This is a genomic window from Pseudomonas folii, assembly GCF_014357575.1.
Lineage (GTDB): Bacteria > Pseudomonadota > Gammaproteobacteria > Pseudomonadales > Pseudomonadaceae > Aquipseudomonas > Aquipseudomonas folii.
In genome coordinates this window covers 1-22,720 of record NZ_JACONW010000016.1, presented here as the reverse complement: position 1 = coordinate 22,720, position 22,720 = coordinate 1, and the positions used below count along the sequence as shown (strand labels likewise).

The 22,720-nt window shown below is 54.2% G+C and carries 20 protein-coding genes and 2 pseudogenes; 6 read left to right on the top strand and 16 right to left on the bottom strand.

What is annotated here, in order from left to right; genetic code table 11:
• Nucleotides 1-157 precede the first annotated feature (157 nt).
• Nucleotides 158-808, bottom strand: a complete 651-nt coding sequence (locus H8S59_RS05765; RefSeq protein WP_187520792.1) for a DsbA family protein — start codon at nucleotides 806-808, stop codon at nucleotides 158-160.
• Entirely contained in the window at nucleotides 802-1,680 is an 879-nt protein-coding gene (locus H8S59_RS05760; RefSeq protein WP_187520791.1) for an MBL fold metallo-hydrolase, read from the bottom strand. Before H8S59_RS05760 ends, H8S59_RS05765 begins: the two co-directional genes overlap by 7 nt.
• A gap of 105 nt (nucleotides 1,681-1,785) precedes the next feature.
• Here H8S59_RS05760 and H8S59_RS05755 point away from each other — a divergent pair, with 105 nt between their 5' ends.
• From H8S59_RS05755 to H8S59_RS05735, 5 genes are all read left to right on the top strand, one after another.
• A complete protein-coding gene (locus H8S59_RS05755) occupies nucleotides 1,786-2,688 on the top strand; it encodes a LysR family transcriptional regulator (RefSeq protein WP_187520790.1) in 903 nt (300 codons plus the stop codon).
• Between the two features lie 124 nt (nucleotides 2,689-2,812).
• A complete protein-coding gene (locus tag H8S59_RS05750; protein WP_187520789.1) occupies nucleotides 2,813-3,784 on the top strand; it encodes a T6SS immunity protein Tli4 family protein in 972 nt (323 codons plus the stop codon).
• A 96-nt stretch (nucleotides 3,785-3,880) separates the two neighbouring features.
• Nucleotides 3,881-4,153, top strand: a complete 273-nt coding sequence (locus H8S59_RS05745; RefSeq protein ID WP_187520788.1) for a colicin immunity domain-containing protein — start codon at nucleotides 3,881-3,883, stop codon at nucleotides 4,151-4,153.
• 107 nt (nucleotides 4,154-4,260) lie between these two features.
• Nucleotides 4,261-4,647, top strand: a complete 387-nt coding sequence (locus tag H8S59_RS05740; protein WP_187520787.1) for a hypothetical protein — start codon at nucleotides 4,261-4,263, stop codon at nucleotides 4,645-4,647.
• Between the two features lie 56 nt (nucleotides 4,648-4,703).
• Nucleotides 4,704-5,723: a hypothetical protein gene (locus H8S59_RS05735; protein ID WP_246475094.1), complete on the top strand. Its 1,020-nt coding sequence runs from the start codon at nucleotides 4,704-4,706 to the stop codon at nucleotides 5,721-5,723.
• A 372-nt stretch (nucleotides 5,724-6,095) separates the two neighbouring features.
• On the opposite strand, the gene H8S59_RS05730 is transcribed toward H8S59_RS05735, so the two are convergent.
• The 14 genes and pseudogenes from H8S59_RS05730 to dapA all read right to left on the bottom strand — a co-directional run bounded on the left by H8S59_RS05730 (nucleotide 6,096) and on the right by dapA (nucleotide 21,276).
• Nucleotides 6,096-6,941 carry a toxin gene (locus tag H8S59_RS05730; protein WP_187520785.1) on the bottom strand — a complete coding sequence of 282 codons (846 nt, stop codon included), beginning with the start codon at nucleotides 6,939-6,941 and terminating at the stop codon, nucleotides 6,096-6,098.
• Between the two features lie 364 nt (nucleotides 6,942-7,305).
• A pseudogene (locus H8S59_RS05725) lies at nucleotides 7,306-7,828 on the bottom strand (RHS repeat domain-containing protein); the annotation flags it as partial.
• Between the two features lie 106 nt (nucleotides 7,829-7,934).
• Nucleotides 7,935-8,414 carry a hypothetical protein gene (locus H8S59_RS05720; protein WP_187520784.1) on the bottom strand — a complete coding sequence of 160 codons (480 nt, stop codon included), beginning with the start codon at nucleotides 8,412-8,414 and terminating at the stop codon, nucleotides 7,935-7,937.
• A gap of 329 nt (nucleotides 8,415-8,743) precedes the next feature.
• Nucleotides 8,744-10,290, bottom strand: a pseudogene (locus H8S59_RS26940) (RHS repeat domain-containing protein); the annotation flags it as partial.
• A 7-nt stretch (nucleotides 10,291-10,297) separates the two neighbouring features.
• Nucleotides 10,298-10,495, bottom strand: coding sequence for an IS66 family insertion sequence element accessory protein TnpB (gene tnpB / locus H8S59_RS27140; RefSeq protein ID WP_187520783.1), 198 nt, complete (start codon nucleotides 10,493-10,495; stop codon nucleotides 10,298-10,300).
• Nucleotides 10,496-10,583: 88 nt separating this feature from the next.
• Complete coding sequence (locus H8S59_RS05700) at nucleotides 10,584-12,206, bottom strand: methyl-accepting chemotaxis protein (RefSeq protein ID WP_187520782.1); 1,623 nt, start codon at nucleotides 12,204-12,206, stop codon at nucleotides 10,584-10,586.
• A gap of 418 nt (nucleotides 12,207-12,624) precedes the next feature.
• Entirely contained in the window at nucleotides 12,625-13,392 is a 768-nt protein-coding gene (locus tag H8S59_RS05695) for a DeoR/GlpR family DNA-binding transcription regulator (protein WP_187520781.1), read from the bottom strand.
• A 79-nt stretch (nucleotides 13,393-13,471) separates the two neighbouring features.
• Nucleotides 13,472-14,158, bottom strand: coding sequence for an SDR family NAD(P)-dependent oxidoreductase (locus H8S59_RS05690; protein ID WP_187520780.1), 687 nt, complete (start codon nucleotides 14,156-14,158; stop codon nucleotides 13,472-13,474).
• Nucleotides 14,159-14,338: 180 nt separating this feature from the next.
• The gene (locus H8S59_RS05685) at nucleotides 14,339-15,463 is read right to left on the bottom strand and encodes a sialidase family protein (RefSeq protein ID WP_187520779.1); all 1,125 of its coding nucleotides are present in this window, start codon (nucleotides 15,461-15,463) and stop codon (nucleotides 14,339-14,341) included.
• Nucleotides 15,450-16,880, bottom strand: a complete 1,431-nt coding sequence (locus H8S59_RS05680) for a sodium:solute symporter family protein (RefSeq protein ID WP_095093370.1) — start codon at nucleotides 16,878-16,880, stop codon at nucleotides 15,450-15,452. The genes H8S59_RS05685 and H8S59_RS05680 overlap by 14 nt, the downstream gene beginning before the upstream one ends.
• A 63-nt stretch (nucleotides 16,881-16,943) precedes the next feature.
• The gene (gene pdxA, locus H8S59_RS05675; protein WP_095093369.1) at nucleotides 16,944-17,966 is read right to left on the bottom strand and encodes a 4-hydroxythreonine-4-phosphate dehydrogenase PdxA; all 1,023 of its coding nucleotides are present in this window, start codon (nucleotides 17,964-17,966) and stop codon (nucleotides 16,944-16,946) included.
• Nucleotides 17,959-19,221 (bottom strand): four-carbon acid sugar kinase family protein, encoded by a 1,263-nt coding sequence (locus H8S59_RS05670; RefSeq protein ID WP_187520778.1) that lies wholly within the window; start codon nucleotides 19,219-19,221, stop codon nucleotides 17,959-17,961. The genes pdxA and H8S59_RS05670 overlap by 8 nt, the downstream gene beginning before the upstream one ends.
• Nucleotides 19,218-20,387, bottom strand: a complete 1,170-nt coding sequence (locus H8S59_RS05665; protein ID WP_187520812.1) for an iron-containing alcohol dehydrogenase — start codon at nucleotides 20,385-20,387, stop codon at nucleotides 19,218-19,220. Before H8S59_RS05665 ends, H8S59_RS05670 begins: the two co-directional genes overlap by 4 nt.
• A gap of 16 nt (nucleotides 20,388-20,403) precedes the next feature.
• Nucleotides 20,404-21,276 (bottom strand): 4-hydroxy-tetrahydrodipicolinate synthase, encoded by an 873-nt coding sequence (gene dapA, locus H8S59_RS05660; protein ID WP_187520777.1) that lies wholly within the window; start codon nucleotides 21,274-21,276, stop codon nucleotides 20,404-20,406.
• A 261-nt stretch (nucleotides 21,277-21,537) separates the two neighbouring features.
• On the opposite strand from dapA, the gene H8S59_RS05655 reads away from it, so the two are divergent.
• Nucleotides 21,538-22,323 carry a DUF2242 domain-containing protein gene (locus tag H8S59_RS05655; protein ID WP_187520776.1) on the top strand — a complete coding sequence of 262 codons (786 nt, stop codon included), beginning with the start codon at nucleotides 21,538-21,540 and terminating at the stop codon, nucleotides 22,321-22,323.
• Nucleotides 22,324-22,720: the final 397 nt, after the last annotated feature.

The window sequence follows — 22,720 nt, the reverse complement described above, 5'->3', positions numbered from 1 at the left end:
GATTTTTATGTTCAGGTATTACGCCCTCGCGGCTGAAGCCGCTCCTACGGATCTGCGCAATACCGTAGGACTGGCTTTAGCCGGGAGGGCGTTATGTCTGTCAGCGCGAATATTGCGGATGTACTGGCCCCCTCGCGGCTAAAGCCGCTCCTACGGCCTATTTTCCGGCACGCAAATCCTTGATCAACCCCTCCCAACCTCCAAACAGAACATTCGAGCTGATCAGGCGTCTCGCCTTGCCAGCCCCGAGCACAAGCGCAGGAACACCACCGGTGCCGACCTGAGCCATGATCGCCTGCGCTACCTTGACCCTTTCACGGGAATGACTAAGTAACCCATCATCCTGCGCAAGCAAAAGGCTGGCAGCCTCGCTCAGTCCCATGCCCGTGAGAATGCGAGCAAGAACCTCAAGGTGGGTGATGTCCAGCCCTTCAACATAGCGGCCGCGTTGCATCGCTGCCAACGCCTCCAGCTCCCGGGATGGCTCAGTCACTGCCACCGCGCTGAGCGCCCGGGTCGCAGGCCCCGAATCGAAACGGCGAGTGCGATCCTCAAGTACCTGACGTTGGTAAACCTCGCTGAATGGCTGGCCGGTCAGCGCGCCGATTCGCAGGTCATTGGACCAGACATAATCTGCAAAGCCCGGGTCCATCACCCGCGAGTTGTTATCCGCGAACAAGCCGGTAGGGAGAAGCGTGACGCTGAACTCGTCCAACGCATCAATGCGCTGTAGCACTGACGAGGCTCTATAGCACCAGCCACACAGTGGGTCGAAAAGGTAAGTGACGCTGATCGGCGCACTTACCACTTCATTTCACCTTTGGCCACTTTCGCGCTCAGCACCAGCGAAGAGTCATCCGCCAGTTTCGGGTAATGCGCTTTCATCGCTGCAATCAGTGCGGCAGAGTCTTTGGCCTTGGCCGTTTCGGCATCAAAGGTTTTGATGTAGTCCGCTGTGAATGTCGGTGATTGCAGGGCGGTCTGCTCGCCCGGCAGGAAGTGGCCCGGCACAATCGTCGCTGGCTTGAGCTTTTCGATGGTCGCCAGAGTCTCCAGCCAGTCCTGATGGGATTTGGCGCTCTGGGTATCGGCCATCCATACGTGAATGTTACTGGACAGCACCACGCCGCCTATCACGGCCTTGATCGACGGGATCCAGACGAAGCTGCGCTCGGGTTGCGGACCGTTGAGGCCAATGACCTGCAGTTTCTGATCTTCCAGCTTCAGCTCGTTACCCTGTAGCACGTCTGGCACGATGACTTTGCTCGGTGCGGCCGCGCCCAGCTTGGGTCCCCAATAAGCCAGCTTGGCATCCTTGGTTTCGTTGATATGCGCCACGGTCTGGGCGCTGGCCACAACCTTGGCCTTTGGGTAAGCGGAGGTGATGGTTTGCAGACCGAAGTAGTAGTCCGGGTCGCCATGGCTGATGTAAATAGTGGTCAGGTTTTTACCGCTCTTGCGGATTTCCTCGACGATCTGCTCGGCTTGAGTGTTGGAAAACTGCGCATCCACCAGAACCGCGTCTTTCTCACCCGTTACCAGGACTGATGAGACCGGGAAAATGGCACCTTCACCCGGGTTATAGACGTCCAGCTTGAGGGGCTGTGCGGCCTGGCTTGCACCCGCAAAGCCGAGCAGGGCGAAAGTGGCTAATAAGCGTCGTGCGGACAGCGAAATCATGTCGAGCTCCATCGTGGCAATGATAAGAGCAGGCAGATTAGTTGAGATTTATAACCCGAAAAACGCTAGATTGGGCTCAGGTTTGTTTCTGAAAACGGTCGAATCATGGACAAGTTGTTGGCAATGCAGGCTTTCGTCACCGTCGTGGATTGCGGAAGCCAGACCGCTGCGGCGGACAAGCTCGGGCTATCAAGGCCGGTAGTTTCCAGATTCCTCGCCGAGCTGGAGGACTGGACCGGAGCCCGTTTGATGCACCGCACCACGCGACGCCTGAATCTTACCGCTGCCGGAGCGGAAGTCTTGCCCCTGTGCCGACGAATGCTGGATCTGGTCGAGGACATGCGTGCAGTGGTTGCAGCGCCAGAGGATGAGCCGAAAGGACTGCTGCGCGTGACGGCCAGTACGTCGTTCGGTCAGGCGCAACTGATGCTCGCGGTGACTGAGTTTGTCGGGCAGTACTCACAAGTCAGTGTGGACATGGTGCTGCTCGACCGCACCGTCAATCTGGTGGATGAGCGCATGGATCTGGCGATTCGCATCACCAATGAGCTGGACCCCAATCTGATCGCCCGACGCCTGACCACCTGCCGTTCAGTGGTGTGCGCCTCGCCGGATTATCTGAAAAGGCATTCAGCGCCCAAGGCTATCGAAGACCTGACACTGCATAACTGCCTGACGCATACCTATCACAGCAGCAGCCTCTGGCACTTCACCCATAAAGGCCTGCCGAAAAGCGTTGCGGTGAAGGGTAACCTCACCAGCAATGATTCGATCACCACAATGCAGGCAGCCCTGTGTGGGGCAGGAGTGGCGCTATTGCCGACCTACCTGGCGTCGCCGCTGATTCAACAAGGTCAACTGGTTGCGCTGCTGCCGTCGTACCAGCCCATGGAGTTGGGGATCTTCGCGGTGTATGCCTCACGAAAGCACATGTCTTTAGCCTTGCGCGCCATGCTCGATTTTCTCGCGCAACGCTTCGGTCCTGAACCTGTCTGGGATCGAATCTAGTGTGCTCTTCGCGAATGTGTTTTTTTTGGTGATTTCAATGCGTTTCAGATCTCATTCGAGCCCGGTACACTGGCATAAAAATGCAACATGCAACGCGGTCTAGCAGGGTAAGGATACTTGAAACATGTTCCAGTACAAAAAACATATAAGCTTGCTCAATACCGCAGGTCTTTTAATATTTGCGCTCTTAGCCAGTGTCGATAGCGAAGCCAATGATATGTCTACCACAAAAAAACCATTTTATTTTGGCAGGTATACATTTGAGGTGCCTACCGATGGAGCGAATATTTGGTCGGCCTATAAGATCATTGACAAGAAAATACAACTCGTTAGCCATAATGGAAAGCGCGACCTCATTGCGGAGGTTTCCGACACGATTAAAAAAATAAATATACTCCATGAGTCGGGTGCTGCAGATTATGATCGAACCGTCGAGCTGGACGGAGGGGGTGCCATTGTTGTGTCCAAATTAACCAATTACTCTATGGATATATTTTATTTGACCAAGGGTAATACGCTATATAAACAATCTGTAGGATCTATTTCTTTAGCAGGTATAAACATGGCCATTGCACGTGCAAAAGAGATCAATGCGCTAATTTATTCTCGCAACCCGGCTGAACGCCCGCCAGCCGGGACATTTGCTATTGAAGCCGGTTATCTCACTTTGCCCCTTGATACTTTCAAGGAGCAAGTCTCGATCGGATTACCTGTATCCTCCGTAACCGGTATTCATTTGACATTTGACACTCAGCGTATTGGTAAGCCAGAGCCGAGCCTTCTGACGCGTTACGAAGAAAGGACGTCGGGTGTACTGACATCGTTATTGACTAGCGTTCTGTCCAAAACTTCTGTGATAAGAAAATCAAAGAAGATAGTAGCCGGATTAAAATTTGAAGAGTTATTGCTCAAGTCGAAGGTCGAGGGTAGGACAATCTATTCCTTCCGGCTTGAATACCCGGGCACACCTGAGTCGAGCATGGAGCCTTACACTGTCATTGAAATGAGCACACTTGATCGTGGTTTAAGCTTCCAGAATGATAAGGAGGCACTGCGCTTCTGGGATGATCTGGTTGCAAGCTTAAGGCGGATATGAAAAGAATGTGGCCGACGCTGCTAGCGGACTGGCAGAGAAAACGGTGTGTGCCGGTAACTCAGCTGCTTGATAAGGTTATTGAAAAGGAGTGCTGAGATGAGTCTCACGCTTTTGGAGTTTGCAAAGTCGTATGTCGCGGGAAGGCTGACATCAGAAATTTTCTCTGAGGCCTATAGTGAGCTTTGGAAAATTGAGCGAGACAGGAACGTTCTTCAACTGGATGAGCCTTCGTTGAGCGAGTGCTTGTCCAGTATATTTTGTGCTGCGGATATGTACGAGCCAGACCAGTCAAGAGAAGTGTATGAACTTGACGATGAGATACTTAAGGCTAAAGTCGCGAATTTGATAAGAAAAGTATTCGCTGATTAGCGGGTGAAAAATCAGCCTGCGGTTTCAGGGCCAGTATTTCGATGTGAAAAGAGGGCTTCAAGTTAATAACTTTGGTATTACGATCCGGAGATTAGAGGTTAATCCAAATGAGCTCGAAAAAAATCAATCAGGAATCCATTGAAAATACATTAAAAATCGACGACTTGGCTATACATACCGTTGAAGTATTAGAGCAGGCCAGGGCATGTCCTGAATTAATCTCTGGTGTAGACCTTGATATCTATAATGTGGATGAAGGTTCAAGCATGAGACAGTTTGTAGATTATAGAATGGGCACGCTCGGAAGAAGTGGCAGGACGCTCCATGGCGTAAAAGAATGTACGCTTAAATTAGACAGGCTCGAACCGGATCACCCCGTTAGCTGGGTCGCTAAAAAGATAGGCAATAATATCCTGATTTTAATAGTCGACCGCAAATTCGACAGCGTTATACACGCCATGTCGACCGCCGCAAAAACACCTGATATCTGGTAGTAGATTGCAGCAAAAATGTGTTCGTTCAAAGGCTCTAGCTTGGGGAGATGCAGTTAATGACAAAAGAGCACGTAAAATATATCACGCTGAATGATTCCAGAGTTATAGCCAGTGGCGAGCTTGATGTTGGAGGTGAATCTATAAGGCTAGGGGACTTTGATTTCTCAGAGTTCTCAACAGTACAGCGAAAGGTGATATTTGGCTGGGCCCGAGGTCAAGAGACAATTCGGTATGATAAAACCCTTGAGTCGACACTGCTTTCAAAGAAAAAAATCTCTTTTACTTTGGATGCTGACTCTCAAGGCGCATTTATTAACCTGGAAGGTAAGCGCTTAACCCTCGACTCAGAGGCTATGACTGCTGGAAACTACACTCTGGAATTGACGGTCTTTCTGGATAGCCCCCTAAAGGCGCTGGGTGAAGTGCCCGATCATATACGGCCGCTACTTCAATACAGTGAAATCTTAAATGTAAAAGCACTCATTGAAAAAGAGCTTGACCCCACTCCTTTACCAATACTTCAAGCGGGACCGGTATATGATGGCGCTGCTCGTTTGGGCTTTTTCCTGGCCGATCTGGAGAAAATGGATGCGATCGTAACAGGAGCCTCCAGCACTGCAATTATCGATTTACAAAAAGAATTTTGCGAGACTGAAATCGCGAATGATTTATTCGAGGCGGGGGTGCTTATCCTGGTTTGGGGCATGACACCTTGGCATTATTACATTTACGGCCTTTCAAGTGATTCAGATGTCAATCTGGTTCCTCGTGCTGCAAAACCTCAATTTCGCGGCCAATACAAAATTCGCAATGACATCAAAAAACTGAGTGTTATCCCTGGAGAGCAGTTACTTGACTGGCCTTTATGCCGAGAACAGAACTGGCCACAAATAGACCTTCTGGGCGACGGCGAATCAGTAGAGGTGAGTGTTCATCTCAGGGCATTTGATCCAATACATGGCGAGTTCGGACCAGCGCTAGCGGTAGTTACCGTCCATCGTGTCGATGATGAACCTTTGATTGACCCTCTGTTGGTTGTTGATATTGAAAGTGTAGATATTGATCCTGGCTATTAAAAACCAGCTTTTTAAAAATCACACACAATCACTACGCTGGAGTGCAACCCCGGCGACGAAGGACTTGACTTTTTCAGTTTGATTTAGACAGGTTGAGTAAAAAATTAATTAGCGGTGAAGCCACCGATTTTAGAGTTTACGGTGAAGCAGGGCTCAGTGAGCTCTGGTCCTGTTCTTTCGGTTATACCACTGAAGACTTTGGTAGCTTCTTCTGTATTGATGCGCAGTCTGAAGAAACGTTTGAGGCCGTCTTAAGACATATTCGTCAGCTTTATGGATAAGACAATATCGATTTTAAAATTCACATACGCAATAATTTATGATGCGCCCGACGCTTCTTGTCTATAGAAATAGTAGTGTGCACGTTTGGGGCTAGCGTTGAATTAGATTGTTAATTTCTTCTTTGGAATGCGTATAATTTTTCTTCTGTGGGAAAAAATCAACACGCCTTAGCGTCTTCGAATTTAGCAACGGTTGCAAGTCACCATCTTTGACTTCCCAGAATTTTACGAACTGAATTTTCTTTAGGTTTGGGATGAAGTTGAGTGAGTCTAGTTCTGATGCAAAAAATGTTTCCAGCGCATTATTGCCAGAGAGAAATGAATAATCGCTGATGTGCTTGCATTTTTCTATGGAGAGTTTTTTTAGTTCGGTGAGTTCGTTTAATTGGCTGACGTCAATAAGTTTGGCGCAGTGACTTATTTCAATATCGCCAAGAGTTTTACTTGCTTTTAAACCTTCGAGCGACTCTAGATTGCCTCCACTGACCCTTAGCGTTTCGAGTTTTGGCGCCAACAGAAAGGTCAGGTCTTTATTTTTTATACCCGCGAGTAATAAGTCACTGACATTGCTGATGTGTAAGCTTTCTATTTTGTCGTGTGCTTTCATAATGTATAGCGTTTTCAGCGAAGTAAGCTTTGAAAAGTCTAACACGTCTTTCAGATAAGAAATTGTCAACGCTTTTAAAGAGGAGCATGTATAGAGTGGTGAGAAATCAACCTTTTTCAGGTTGATGTCTTGCGAAATATTGAGCGTTTCTACTGATTCACTAGACGCGAGTGGGCTCAAGTCCAGTACGGTTGAACTGGCGACAGAGTTATCTCTCATGATTCTGATATTTCTGTGGTCTTTTTTTTGTGCCTGCTTTAAACCTTCCAACAAAAAATATTCCGATATTTCAAATGCATCAATATTTTCGTTATAGGAGTATTTTTTCATTTTATATTCTTCCACTCCCTTTAGAGATTTAAACTACTTATCTGATTTATTGGCGATTTTGTTGACTTTTTTACGTTTTAATGGAGGTCGCTTCATGATTTTTTTTGCCAAGCGAGTTTTTAATGAGGCATTGGCAAAGCATTAGATGCACACGCATCATATTTTTCCATCAATCGACGCTCCACCATAAACCAAAATTAGCTGTCTCCAAAATCAGTATGGGCAAACGGAGTCGGGTTTGCACTTTCATTGGCTTATGCTGCCATGGACCTGGTCGCCCTTACTCCGGAGCCTTTCCAAATATAGGATGTCGTTCCGTCAGTAAATATAAGTTTCAGTCAATCCCCACGGGGCAATATGTAAGAGGTTTAGGCCCATCAGTGTAGAAATTCAACTCTCCTGCCAACCCAATCGGATCCTGCGTAATAAACCGCCCAGTCTCCGTGTCATAATACCGAAACGTATTGTAGCGGTCCCGTCTCGGCATCAAAATACTGCCACTGAAACCGCAGGTCTGCTCGACCTCATTCCCCCCCCCGCTATTCAACCGCACCCCAAGGCCGGTACTTGACCTGCCAGACGATCTGCCCGTCGGCATCAGTCATTTCCAGCGGTGTGCCGATCTGGTCCGTGTGGAAGTATAAAACCTTGTTCTCTACCTCGCCTTCATTTTCATCCACACGGGCCAAGGGACGCATAGCTGTCGGGTTGGTAGATATACAGGCTTGTCTGGGCGGGACTCTCTCCACGGAGCATCTGCAGGCCTTGCCAGAGGAAGCGTTTGTGCTCGTCTGGCCTTTAATCTCCGACGGTTTGGCGACCCGCCTGTCCAGACTGCCGTACCGATAGCTGCTGGTGCTCTCGACCTGACTGCTGGCAATGTTCTCTAAGGTCTAAATGGCAACTGCTAGGTGTGCATGGGACCAACTATCGAGTAATAGCTAGATTGTTGGTTGCATCCCAGTTTATTAGTCGAAGAATCTTTGGTGGTTTTTATTGGTTTTGGATCTTGAATGTGGCAATTTTTTTTGCATACTTTTTTGCGCCCGGAATGCGAGAAGCTTTTAAATAAGCTTCAAGTTCTTTTTGGCCTGTTTCGTCTAGTAGATATTCGATCGCATTAGCAAGCACAAATCCTGGCGCATACCCTTTGCTCACAATGTTTGAATCTTTCTCGACCTCTTCTGGCTCTTCTCCGTGTGAATACTCTTGGTTCTCTTGGATCCCATTCATAGCCCTATGCTTATTTATAGAGTAAAGAATCAGTTCTTTACTGTTTTCGGAGATCAGTTTCTCAAGTGTTGCCAGCTCCAGGCCTGATCTGTTGACAGAACGGGTATCAAAACTACACAGTATGTCCTTGTCATCGTCAAATACACTAATTCCTAATTCCTTTTTTAACGCATCCACTATTGTGTTGTAAGTTGTGGAGTTAACTAAGTCTCTTATTGAGTCTGAGTTTATTTCTGTCATGCGTCTACTCCCTTAACTATATTGATTAAATTAGATTGCACGTGTCTATGGATCGGACTGCTTCATGCTCCGATGGCGTGAGAGGTAGCAAGTTAGAATTTTTTTATGTGCCCCGGCCCCTCCTATGCACTGTGGGATCTCATTATTATGAAGTTATATGAATATGGTTTTTCAGTTATGTCAAGCGTCTTGCAATCATCCACTTCAACCTTAATTCTGGGAGCTTGGCCTTTTTCCATAAGAGCCATATTATCTCGGAAGTCACCTCGAGTTGGTGTCTTCGCTTCTGCTTTCCAATACCCTCTTCTGGCGGTACTGCAACATTCTCACCCCCAAGGATCAACCCATGCCGCCGGGTTTGGTACATATTCGTAAAGATTTACTCCCCCAGCCAACCCAATCGGATCCTACTTAGTAAACCGCCCAATCTCCGGGTCATAATACCGAAACGTGTTGTAGTGCGGTCCCGTCTCGGCATCAAAATACTGCCCCTGAAACCGCAGGTCTGATCGACCTCATTCATCATCCGCTTTTTCGGTACTTGGCCTGCCAGAAGATCTGCCCATCGGCATCGGTCATTTCCAGCGGTGTGCCGATGTGGTCGGTGTGGAAGTAGTAAACCTTGTTCTCTACCTCGCCTTCTTTTTCATCCACACTGGCCAAGGGGTGCATAGCTGTCGGGCTGTTAGATACACAGGCTTTTCTGGCCGGGATTTTCTTCACGGAGCATCCGCAGGCCTTGCCAGAGTAAGCGTTTGTGCTCGGTCTGGCCTTTGATCTCCGACTGTCTGGCGACTCGCCTGCCCAGACTGTCTTACTGATAGCTGCTTGTGCTTTCCACCTGTGTGTCAGCCATGGTCGCAGTTTTGACCAGGCGGTTTTCGCAGTCGTAGGTGAAGGTCTGCCAGCGTACTATGCCGACAGTTTTCTCTTTCAGGTTGCCCTAGGCCTCTTATTCGTACTGGGTTTCGCCGCGCAGCTTGTCGAGGGTGCGGCTCAGCTCGCCGGCTTTACCGTATTCGGAGCGGCGGTGAATAGAGTTGTAGGCGTGCTCGACGTAACGCTTTGGCTTTATTAGCTGGTTCTGGAACTGTGAAAGTTTTTCAGCGGGCAGGGTAGTCGCGTACTGCCAGGCCTTGCGACCCATGTTGTCGTAGCCGAAGCAACTGGTCAGCTTGCCTGGGGAACGGTAAATCTCGCGGTACAGATCGTCCCTTTCCATGTCGCTGATCAACTGGCCGTCGAAGTTCAATTGGTGCAGGTGACCGCTGCCGTAATACAGGTGATTCAGGTGCTGACCGGTGGGCAGGGTCAGCGTGGTCAGATTGCTGAGCGGATCGTACTCTTAGGCCAGTGCGCCTTGGGGGGTGGTTTCTTTGCCGAGGCGACCCAGCAGGTCTTGGACGAAGTCGATCTTTTCAGCGGTGACGCCGATATCCGTCGGTTTGCGCTCAAAAGACAGCAACCGGTAGCCGTCGCCGTATACGCTGTCCTGACGCGCGTCGTCGTTCAGTCTGGCCAGCTATCGACCAATCGGGTCGCGCTCGAGGTGAGTGCTGCGGTGCGGATGTTCGCCTTTTTCACTGTAGCCAATTTCCTCGACCTGTGTCAGGTGCCTGTCAAGGTTGTAGCTGAAGCGGCGGCCGAGGTTGTCGATGCACCTTTCTTCGATCAAGAAGTTGACGTTGTCGTAGGCAAAGTTGTGGGTGGCGTTGTTTTCGTTGGTCAAGGCGACAAGGCGAATGGCGTTGTCTTACTGGTAGGCAACGGCCTCGCCCTTGGCGTCCTCGCGCCGGGTGGGTAAACCATGGGCGTTGCGGAACAGCCGCGTGATCTGGCCTTTGCTGTCGGTGTGAGTGAGGACCTGGCCCAGTACAAAATCTTCACGCGGTACACGGCTTGTTGAGGAAAACGAAACGCACCGGATCGAATACTGCCACCTTGATATCCAGCTCGACCAGCGCAGCCAGGCCGTCAATGGATTTTCGGAAGTCGACTGGTTTGGGGTACAGGTAGACCTTTCGACTTTGGCATCGGGTCGCACCGTGACGGATGGGCTCCAGAAAGCGATTCGGGAGCACAGCATCCGTAATCAGGTGGTGGGTTTGAATGTGGCGTTTATGGAGCGCTTACCGAATATCTCGTCAATCAAACGATCCTGTTGTCGACCTACAGCTGGAATTTACCCACTTCACGTTGCAGGCTGCTGGCGAGGGTCTGTAGGCCTCCGCTGGTCTTGAGCAGTTCCTGAACAGACATATTGTTCTGTTCAGCCATTTGCGCCGAGCGTTCAACGTTGCGTGCCACATCCTGGCTGGCAGCGGTTTGTTCGCGCAATGCGAAGGAGATCTGGTCGACCACCTGCAGCACTTTGTTTGAGCTGTCGCGGATCTCGACGATTGCCTGTCCGGCAGTGCCGGCCATTTCTACGCCTTCGTTCACTTCCTGGACACCACCGCGCATGCTTTCAACCGTCTCCCGCACACCCGCCTGAATCTTCTCGATCATGCCGGCGATTTCCTTGGTCGACTTGCCGGTGTTCTGTGCCAGCAAGCGCACTTCATCGGCTACCACCGCGAAGCCGCGACCTTGTTCACCTGCACGAGCAGCTTCAATGGCTGCGTTGAGCGCCAGGAGGTTGGTCTGATCGGCAATGCCCTGGATAACGCTGATGATCGACGAGATATGTTCGGAATGCTGGCCGAGGTCGGCTACTTGTGCCGAAGAGTGCTGCACGGTCCGGGCGATACCGTTCATGCTTGAAAGAGTACCTTCGATGACCTGGGCGCCGTCTTTCGATTGCTGACCCGACCGACTGGCGATTTCATGGGCTTCGTTGGCATTCTCGGACACGTGATGAATGCTGACCGTCAGTTCTTCGATAGTGGCGGCCATCATCGAAGCAGACGTGGATTGTTCCTGAATAGCCCCGGACAACTGTTCAGATGCACCGGAGATCTGTTGAACAGCGACGACCAGTTGGTTCGCAGCCTGGCTGATCTGCTGAATCATTTCGCGCAGGCGATTCTGCATGCGGTCAAAGGCTTTTGGCAGTTCGTCGTGGCTGCTGGTGTCGATCACGGTGTCCAGCTTGCCGTTAGCGATGGCCGTGGCGGCATCGATTGCCAGTTGCAAGCGTTTGGTGGTGCTGCGGCCCAGCACGGATGCCAGAATCAGTGCGAGCACCGCTGCGCCGATGCCACCGTAGACGAGGACCATCAGTGCGAAATGCTTGGCATCAACCATGTTCTGGCTTCTTATCGCCAACAGCTTGTTTTCGGTAGCGCTGATTTCCGCCAGCGTCGCGCGCATGCTGTCCATTTTGGCTTTGTCAGCGCCGGCCGTAATGCGCTTGTCCAGCTCATCGTCGGGCTGACTGCGCGCTGTCAGATCACGGCGTAAAGCAATGATCGGTTTGATATCTTCTTCGAGCCAGCGCTTCTGGGTGTCCCCCAGAGAGGTCAAACGCCGTTGTTGTTCCGGATTATCGGCGGTCAGGCGTTTAAGTGATTCAAGTTTTTCGTTGAATTTTTGCTCGCCTGCTACTAAAGGTTCTAAAAAGGCATCCTTTGAGGCGATGACGAAGCCGCGCATGCCGGTTTCGATATTGATCAATTGCTCAAGAGCGAGCTGTGCTTCACTGAGAACCAGATAGGTATGGACGTTACTGTTGGTGGCGTCCTCAACTTCTTCAAATCCTCGATAAGCGCTTCCTACCAGCACGGCGATCAAAGCGATGATGATAAAGAAGCTGAAGTAGAGCTTTTGCGAAATGCTGAGTTTATTGAGCATGCTGTCGATCCTTGGGTAAAGCCGCTCCTTGGCCTTTAAATGTTTTATTTACCGAGAGCGGATGCTCACCTCGATCACGCCGCAAATGAGTGATGGCATAACGATATCTACTTATTCGCCCATGCTTCATTTAACTTTAAAGAAGTTCCTTACCGTTTGTCGGAAGCCCTAGACCGGGCTTTTCGATGAGTTTGCACGGTATTTTGACGCTGTAAATATGACTATTTTGCGCGGGAGTTATGAGAGGATTAATCGAGGGATCCAGGCGAAATGGCGCTGCTGTCCAGAGCCGCTAATGTGCTCATGTTTGCAGTCGGAAGGAGGGGTTTTTCAGAGGGCAGTCGTTTAAAACGCAGAATTTTTAACAGGGCTGTGTGCTGACTCGATCAGTGTCCTGGACTATCCACCTGTTTCAACATCAAAGCCTGACAACTTCAACCGTAATAGAGCGCCGCGCCTGAAAGGGTGCCAACAACGACGGGTCATCCATTTCGTGGGTGATCAGCGTCCAGGGCTGACGCAGCGGCGTCCAGTGTTGCTGGCGTGCGCGTCCAAGTTTGGTGGCGTCGGCCAGTACATAGATGTGGGCGGCGCGGGCGATCATGGTTTCTTTGAGGTATGCCTGCTCGGCGCTGGCTTCGCACAAACCCAGTTCGGCCACTACGCCATCGGCACTCAGGAATACTTTGTCGGCGCTCAGGTGCTCAAGGGCAGCCTGGGCCGTCACACCATAGGTCGACATGCTCGCACTGCGCAAATCACCGCCGAGCACCGTGATACGGCCTTCGGGAATCAATGCCAGATCCGCCAGGGCCATGAGGTTGTTGGTGATGACATGCAACCCGCGGCGCTGATTGAGGAGCTGAGCCAGCGCGCTGGTGGTGGTGCCGCCTTCAACGAACAGCGTGTCGTGATCCTGAATATGCGCGAGTGCAGCCCGGGCGATGACGGTCTTTTCCTGGCTGTGCTGCTGGCGGCGTTCTTCCACCGAGGTTTCCGGCTCGCGCATGCCCACGTGGGCCGCGCCGCCATAGGTGCGAATGACCAGGCCTTCTTCAGCCAGCGCGGTGAGATCCCGGCGGACTGTTGCTTCCGATACGCCCAGTTGGGCGCACAGTTCATCGACGTTCGACTTTCCTGAAAGGACCAGTTCCAGTATCGATTGACGGCGATTTGCGACTTTCATGAACAGCCTTGGTAATGAACGAGGAGGAAGGGGTTATCACATTAAACAGCGGTGCAATGCAACCGCAGAACCGGCGAGTCTATAGCGAGGCGCCGCCGCAGATCACCAGACTTTGCCCGGTTATTGCACCTGCGTCCGGTCCGAGCAAGAACGCCGCCATGCCTGCTACCTCAGACGGCTGCACAAACCGTCCAATCGGCGGTTTATTGGGCGGAGTGCCGCTGCGGGCCGGGTCCAGCAACATCGGGGTTTCCGTCGCGCCGGGGGCGATCAGGTTGGCGGTGATGCCGTTGAGCGCCAGCTCCATGGCCCAGGAACGCACCATGCCTTGCAACGCCGCCTTTGTTGCCGCGTATTGGCTGCGTCCATGGGCACCTTGCATGGTGCGGCTGCCGATCATCACGATTCTCGCGCCGGGACGCAGTCTGCCATGCAGGGTATTGACCAGATGGCTGGCCGCCGCGACGTGAACCTGCCACATGGCCTGTCCGTCGTCCGGTTTCAACCGGCCCAGCGGCGCTGTGCGCATGAAACCTGCCGCGTGAACAATGGCGTCCAGCGTGTCTATGGACTGCAAGGCTTGTTCAAGCGCGTGCAAATCGCTCAGGTCGCATTCAGTCCAGTTAAAGAGAGGGTGGTCGATGTTGGCAGGGCGTCGACTCAGACCATGCACGCGCCAGCCTTCGGCCAACAGGCGCTGAGCGATGGCCATGCCGATGCCGGAACTAACGCCGGTCAGTACGGCGGTTTTTCTAGGATTAGTCATGAGAAGTGCTGCTCCTTCACAGGCGCCGCGCAATCGCGGCTAACTCGGTTTCTTGTGGGAGCGGTGCTTGCCCGCGATTCAGGCACCTCGGTTTGTCCAGGGAACCGCGGCGCTTCAATCGCGGGCAAGCACCGCTCCCACATATAAATCGCATCCATTCAATGAATTTTTTTGTTTGATTCAGCGCACGGCCGCCAACGGCAAATGCACATGTTTGATCTTCTGCCGGAAGTACGTGAACGCCACATGCAGGCTGCCATCCCGGGCCTGAATGATGCTCGGGTAGGAGAATTCGCGATTGAGCTTTTCCTGAGAGTTGTTGGTCAGGCAGAAACCATCCCCCAACTCCAGGTCCAGGCGCACCGGCCAGCTTTGTCCGTCATCATGGGACAGCGCCAGGCTCATGGGCGCGCGAGGGATGCCCCACACGGCGCTCTTGCCATCTGCGCTCTGCCCCGGTGTCACGCGATCGTCGCCTTCATCTTCGATTTCGTCGTACAGCGACGCCCGGCGCTGGCTGTGGCCCTCGGCGCTGACCGGGTTGTAGACCAGCGCCAGTTCGCCAGTGTTGAGCCGCACGAACTGGATCGAAGAGTTGTTGTTGGGCAGTTCCGTGGCAACCGGTGCACTCCAGCTTCGGCCGCGATCCGTCGAGCGGCTGCTGTAGATCGAGTCAGCCCAGCGGCTACGAAACAGGCCGAGCAAGCTGCCGTCGGCCAGCTGATGAACGTTCATGTGCACAGCGCCAGTGCTGTCCGGGACGTCATGGCGCGACCAGCTTTGCCCTTGATCGCTGGAAATCATCACCGCGCTGACGTCGTGATTACCGATCCATTTTTCGCCGGGCAGGGTGATGCAATACCAGACCGGCAACAGCCAGTCGCCGTTATCCAGCACCACCGGAGGTTGGCGCACAAAGGTGCCCGGCTCATCGAACAGGGTTTCCACCGGGCCCCAGGTTTTGCCTTGATCTTCAGACAGGCGACGGCGAATGATCGCCGTCTCCTGATTGCCGGAAATCTGCGCAGTCCAGATCAACCACAAAGGACCTTGCGGGGCCTGAAACAGGATCGGGTTCTGCTCGGAGCGAGTGTCATCCTGAGACAGTTTCTCCGGTTCGCTCCAGACACCGGTCTGCGGATCGCGGCACGAAAGCAGCACGAAAATGTCGGCCATACCTTCCTGGGTTCCGGCGAACCAGGTGCACAGCACCGTGCCGTCTTCCAGTTCATGCAGGTTCGCGGCATGGTTCTGCGCATAAGGCGTTGGCAGAAAGGCGTCCTGACGTTGCTCACTGATTGGCATGGGAAATCCCTTGTTTGTCGTTGCCGGATTTATCCTGATTGCGAGCGATCGCTTGCGGGAACAGACGCTCCACGGCAATGACGATGGCCGGGGTGATCAGGGCGATGTACATGTTATCGATGCCGTACGGGTTATCCAGCAGGTACCAGACGCTGGTCGTGATGGACGAGGCGATCAGGCCCAGGGTCGCGCCACGGCCCGAGCCGAAGAACGGCAGATAAATGGCGATCATGGCCACGACGGCGATGGACAGGCGTAGCGCACGGGTGAAGAACGACAGGTTGAGGATTTCAGGCACGAAGAACACAAAGAACAGCGGTACAAAGCCGATGATCAGCGCGATAAAACGTGTGGCCTTGAGTTCGCGATCCACCGATGGCTTGCGCATCGGCACGTAGAAGTCCCGCACTACCAGCGAAGCAATGGCCAGGGCGACGGTGCTGACACTGACGAAGATCGAGGCGACCAGAGAAATGGTCACTACGCCCGCGAGAACCGGACTCATTGACTGCAGGAAAACAGGCAGGGCGTACAGGCTGCCCATGTCCGGATGCAGGTATTTGGACGCGACACCAATGAAGCCCAGGGCCAGCGCAATCGGGATGCACAGCAGCGAGGCGTAGAACGTCGAGCGTTGTGCTGCTTTCGAGTTCGGCGTCGAAGAAATCGCCTGAATGATGAACTGGGTGGAGAAGATCGCGCCGACAGTGCCGATGATCCACGCCATGATTTTCGAGCCGCCGATGGCGCCGTCCCAGGTGAAGTAGTGTTCAGGCATGTTCTGGATCACCGGGGTGAATCCGCCCGTCAAATTCAGGGCCACATACAGCACGATCATCACGCCGATGTACTTCACGCCAGTGTGCAGAATGCTCATATAGGCCACGCTTTTCAGGCCACCGAACACGTAATACAGGGTGCTGATGACTGCGGTGATAAACGCGGCAGTAGGCAGGTTGATCTTCATTACTGTAGCAATCGCTGCTGCGCCACTGACGTAGTTACCGACGTTCACCAGCAACAGGGCGTAGATCATGATGATCGACACGGCCAGCTTGGTGGAATTGCCATACTTCTTGGCGATGAACCCGGAAATGGTGAACTCGCCCGAGTTGTAGAGCTTGCGGGCCATGAGCAGGCCGAACAGCGGAAAGCCAATGGCGGCGGCGATCACTGACCACGAGGCGGCGAAGCCACTTTCGAACGCAGCTTGAGCCGTACCGACCGTGGATTTGGCACCGATGAATTCCGACATCATCAGAATACCGACGACGAAGGCGGGCATGGTTCGTGCGGCGACCATGTATTGCTCACTGGTTTTGCTGCGCAGTCGCAGACTCATCCAGGTGGTAATGACGATGTAAACGACGACCATGCCGATGATGATCGCAGTGTCCTGCGAGTTGAAGGTTTCCATCATTTCGCTCCATTGTTGTTTTTGTGGCGCGTTGTTTCAGAGGACTTCAGGGATTGTGCGGTTTTAAACAGCTACGGACTGGCGCGTCTCCCGCTTGCGGGTTGCCAGCTCAACGGCCTGGCGCAAGGCTTCGATCAGGCTGCGTTCGTCGGCGATGCCTTTACCGGCGATGTCGAACGCGGTGCCGTGGTCAACCGAGGTTCGGATGACCGGCAAGCCAACGGTGACGTTGACGCCCGCCTCCAGGCCCATGACTTTCACCGGGCCGTGGCCCTGGTCGTGATACATGGCAACCACTGCATCGAAGTCGCCGCGTCCGGCGCGGAAGAACAGCGTGTCAGCAGGCAACGGACCTTCCACACGCCAGCCGCGGGCGCGCAGTTCATCGATGGCGGGCTGGATTTTGGTTTCCTCTTCGCCATAACCGAACAGGCCGTTTTCACCGGCATGCGGGTTGATGCCGCAGACTGCGATCAGCGGATTTTCGATACCGGCGCGGGTCAGGGTTTCCCGGCAGCGCTCGATGGTTCGCTTGACCAGGCCCGGCTCGATTTTGGCGATGGCATCGATGATGCCCATGTGGGTGGTGACGTGAATGACGCGCAAGGTCGGCGTCATCAGCATCATCGAGACTTCCTCGATGCCCAGCAGGTGCGCGAGCATTTCCGTGTGTCCGGGGAAAATATGCCCGCCTGCATGCAACGCTTCCTTGTTCAGCGGCGCGGTGCAGATCGCATCCAGCTCGCCGCTTTCAGTCAATTGCACAGTGCGCTCGATGTAGCGAAATGCGGCGTTGCCCGCCACGGCCGACAGCTTGCCGTAGGGCATGTCCGCCGGGATCAAGCCCAGATCGATGCAGTCCACGGTGCCCAGCTCAAAACGCGCATTGGCCGGGGAGGCGATGCTGTTGACGCGCAAGCTGCCACCGACAATCCGGTTGGCGTCTTCGAGACGTTTGGCATCCCCGATCACCAGTGGCCGACAGCTGTCGTACACCGACTGATGAGCCAGGGTTTTCATGATGATTTCCGGACCCACACCGGCGGCATCGCCCATGGTGATCCCGATCACGGGACGTTCAGACATGATGGATTTCCTTTTTAATGTGGGGCGCGACCGTACTGGAAGTGCCGCGGCCATGAAGCTGTTGCCAGGCGATTGACAGGGTGTCCGGTTGGCCGAAAGCGCCGGCTTTGGTCACCACGTTCAAGCCGGTTTCGGTTCGGGAAAGCACGACGCCGGGGGCCAGTTCGCCTTGAACCTCAAGGCGATCGATGCCCGCAGCCGTGAGAATGGCCCGGGCGGTTTCGCCGCCGGTGGCGATCAGCGAGCCCGTCACGGCAATGACAGGTTTCAACCATTCGGCAAGGGCATTGCTGAGTGGGGCCGCGACGGATGGATCGCGTTCTTCCTGACTCAGGGTCAGCAAGCTGTCCTCACCATTGGCCAGCCGCAGATAGAGCAGGGTGATCAGCTGTTCACGCTGCTCATGCCGAGCGGGATCGAGCAACGTGGCGGCGTTTATTTCCAGGCAGAAACAGCCACTGTGCTCTGCCAGTGTCCGGGCCTGTTGCTGCGAGTGCTGAGACATGCTGCCGACCACGGTCAGCACTGGTGCACGGCCTTGTACGTTCATGTCGCCAGAGGCGGGCAGACCCAAAGCCTCTGGCAGATGATGGGCCAGACCTGCGGAACCGACCCAGAACAACTGGCGATACAGCGGCGCTGTTGCCCGGGCCAGGCGTTGCAGGTCCGCGTCAGTCAGGGCATCACAAATCAGCGCCTGCACCTTGTTGTGCATCGCTTGATCCAGTGCGTTGCTCAGTGCCGTTTCGTCGCGCAGGGTGTCGAGATTGATCGCCGCACAACGCAAGCCTTCTGCACTGAGGCTTTCCAGCAGGTTGCCGGTACCGAGCAGATGTTCATTGCGCCATACATCGCTCAAGGCCACTGAGATACCGTTGACCAACTGCACCGAGTCTTGCGTGGTGCGGCCCATGGCAGGGAAGGCCGGGGCGACGATGGCCAGGCCCCGATGTACCTGTAGCGCAGCGATTTCGCTGGCGACATTACCGCGCAACGTCGAGTCGATTTTCTTGTAAAGCGCTCTGTTGGCGTACTGACGCTGCTGCAATACCGCGCTATTGGCTTTCGCCGCTGCGTCCGGATCAAGTCGTCGCGAATCCACGTCTACAGCAACCACCGCGGCGCTTGATGGGAGAGTGTGTGCGTCGAACACAATCTCGGTCGCCAGTCGCCGGGCGAAACCTGCTGCGCAATCGGCGGCGCCAGACAAGTCGTCGGCAATGATCAACAAGCCCGACAGGTTGGCGGCGCTCATGGCAGCAGGCACCGGTAAAGCGTTTCGATGTCGGTCAGGCTCAGGGCCTTGGGGTTGTTGGCCATCAAGCGAGTGACTTTTGATGCGGCTACCGCCATGTCAGCCAGGTGCTCCTCGCCGACGCCAAACTCGCGCAGGTCCTGAGGGATGTTCAGGGTGGCGGTCCATTCACGGATTTGCTGAATCAGCTTTTGCGCGGCAACTTCATCGCTGTCCTGCGCTTCTGCCACCCCGCAGACGCAGGCGGCGCGTTTCAAACGTTCCGCGCAACTGTCCAGATTGAAGGCCATCACGTGTGGCAACAACATGGCGTTGGCCACGCCGTGGGTGACATGAAACTTGCCGCCCAGCGGATAGGCCATGGCATGCACGGCCGCGGTGCCTGCTGCGGTCAGGGCCAGACCGCCGTACATCGAACCGAGCAACATGTCGCCCCGTGCGCGGACCGAATCCGGTTGCTGGTAGGCCTCAACGATGCTGCCTGCAATCAACCGCATGGATTCCAGAGCGAAGGCATCACTGATCGGGTTAGCCTTGGTAGAGATGAACGACTCCAGCGAATGCACGAAGGCGTCCATGCCGGTCGCGGCAGTGATGCTGCGTGGCAAGCTCAGCGTCAGCAGTGGATCGAGGATCACCAGCGTGGGCAGCAAGTGACGGCTGACCACACCGATTTTCAGTTCTTCGTCGGGCAGGGTGACGATGGCGTTGGGCGTCACTTCCGAGCCGGTGCCCGAAGTGGTCGGCACCAGCACCATGGGTTTGCCGGGATGGCTGACTTTATCGACACCGAGTAAATCGCGCAGCGGCGTGTCATTGGTCAGCATCACCGAAAACAGCTTGGCGGCATCCAGCACGCTACCGCCGCCAATGGCGATCAATGCATCGGGTGCGTGAGGTGCAACGTCCTCACGAAAGACCCGCTCGATGTTTTCCAGCGTCGGTTCGATTTCGACGTTGTCGATCATGTGCACGGCGATACCGGCGGCTGTCAGCTGGGCGCTGACTTTTTCGGTCACGCCCAGGTTGTGCATGGCGTTTTGCGTGACCAGTACGACGTTGCGCAGTGGTGTATCGAGCAGCGGCAGTTTTTCACTCAGCTGATCAAGGCTACCAGGGCCGTGAATGACGTGTTTGACGGTTTGGAAATGATAAGTCGACATCAGCGCATCTCCTGGCGAGTCAGCGGTAAACCGCGAGCAGGGTTTCCAGTTTTTGCACGGCGGCAGCATCCAGTGGCTGCACGGGGGCGCGACATGGTCCAACCGGGAGGTTGAGCAATTCGGTGGCTTTTTTCAGCACCACAGGCATGGTGCCCATGGCGAAGGCGTCGCGCAGTGGGCGCAAGGCTTCCTGGGCAACCCGCGCAGCGCCGTGGTTGCCCGCCTGAAAGTGGTTCCAGATCGACATGACCAGATCAGGCACCGCGTTGGCGGTCGCGGCAATCGCGCCATCGCCACCAGCCAGCAGGTTCCAGTAGATCAGCGAGTCAGTACCGGCAAAGACCGCGAAGTCGTCGCTGCGGTATTTCATCATCTGTACGAGTGCATCGAAGTTACCGGCGCTGTCCTTGATGCCTTTGATCATCGGGTGTTGATACAGGGCCGCAACGGCGCCAATGCCAATGGACATGCCGGTCTTGGCCGGAATGTTGTACATCATCAAAGGCAGGCTCGATGCATCAGCGATGGTTTCATAGTGCCTGATCAGCTCATTCTGGCTGATGGCATTGAAATGGGGCGTGATGACGGAGAGGGCATCTGCGCCTATATCCGTCACTTTTTTGTTCATTTCAATCACTTCACGGGTGGCGAAGGCACCAGTGCCGATCACCACCGGCACTCGACCCGCCGCCGCCTCAACGGTTACGCGGGCGATTTCCAGCTTTTCAGCTTCTGAAAGAGTGAAGAACTCACCATTGGTGCCGAGCACGAAAAGCCCGTGCACACCTGCTTGAATGAGGTTTTCGACGAGAGCGCGGAGGGCGTGGTGGTCAACCTGCTGATCAGCGGTAAAAGGCGTAACCAGGGCTGGAATAATGCCGCGAAATTGCATGGTGGGATTCTCGTTTTATTCTTAGTGAGATCCACAATGATTAAAACGATCACAAAAGGCAAGTAATTTTGATCGTTTCATTCATTTGTGATTGGAACGATCATTTATTTGGCCTCTTGCCACTATCTCGAAAGGCCGTGACGTGGCGGTTTGTAACAAGATCCTTTCCATCTGCGCGTTGATCCTGCGCGTGCCTTGTTGCAGACTTACCGACGTTTTCCAGTCCGCCGTCTTGCGGACCGTTTCTACCCAGGATCCTTGATGCCTAACTTAGTTAACTTTCGTACCGCATGCTGCGCTGTTGCCTTGTTGGCGATCGCGGGCTGTTCCTCGAAAAAAACCGCAGTCTACGAGCACGAGAATTTTGACGACGCGGGGACGTTTTCGAGGACTTACCCGGTCAGTGATTCAGCCTCCTGCGAAGCAGCCCGTCGCGCCTTGCTGAGCCAGGGTTACATCATCACCAGCAGTGACCCGAAGATGATCAGCGGCAACAAGAGCTTCCAGCAAACTGGCGAGACTCACATGCAGATCAGCTTCAACGTGGTGTGCGCTGCTGATGACACCACTGACAAAAGCTCGACCGTATTTGCCAACGCCCTTCAGGATCGCTATGCGCTGAAGAAGACCAACAATTCTGCCAGCCTGGGTGTTGGCGTGCTGGGTTCGGTGTCGATGCCGATCGGTTCCACCGATGATTCGATGGTCAAGGTGGCCAGCGAAACTGTTGCGTCGGACAAGTTCTACGATCGCTTCTTTACGCTGGTGGACAACTTCATGCCGCCTGAAGCGAAAAAAGCCGCCAATATCAAGGAGACCCCAAAAGCAGCCTTGGGCGTGCCCGAGCAAACGGTGCCAGCGCCAAAACCGGCGGCATTGGTTGAGCCGGCACCGGCGGCCGCTCCTGCACCGGCAGCAGAGCCGACACCCGCGCCGGCCGTTGAATCCAGCCAGCCAGTGCCTGCACCGGCAGCTCCGGCAGAGTCGATCCAGGCTGAACCCATGCCTGCCGAGGAAACCCCGGTTGAAGCTGCTCCGGCACAATAGTCCAGAGACGCACCGCCCTCACCGGTAGGAGCGAACTTGTTCGCGAGATGATGGACCTGTTTAAGCAGGCCTGCCCCTCGCGAACGAGTTCGCTCCTACCGGGATCATTTTATTAGCCATAAACAGCTTATAGGCCGGGCAGCAATTTCCCGATCATCCGCCGCACCCTATAACCCAGAAGTGCACTGCCTCACCGGTAGGAGCGAACTTGTTCGCGAGATGATGCATCTGTGTACGCAGGCCTGCCGCCTCGCGAACAAGTTCGCTCCTACCGGGATCACGGTATTAGCCAAAGACAGCTTATAGGCCGGGCAGCAAATTCCCGACCATCCGCCGCACCCTATAACCCAGAAGTGCACCGCCTCACCGGTAGGAGCGAACTTGTTCGCGAGGCGAT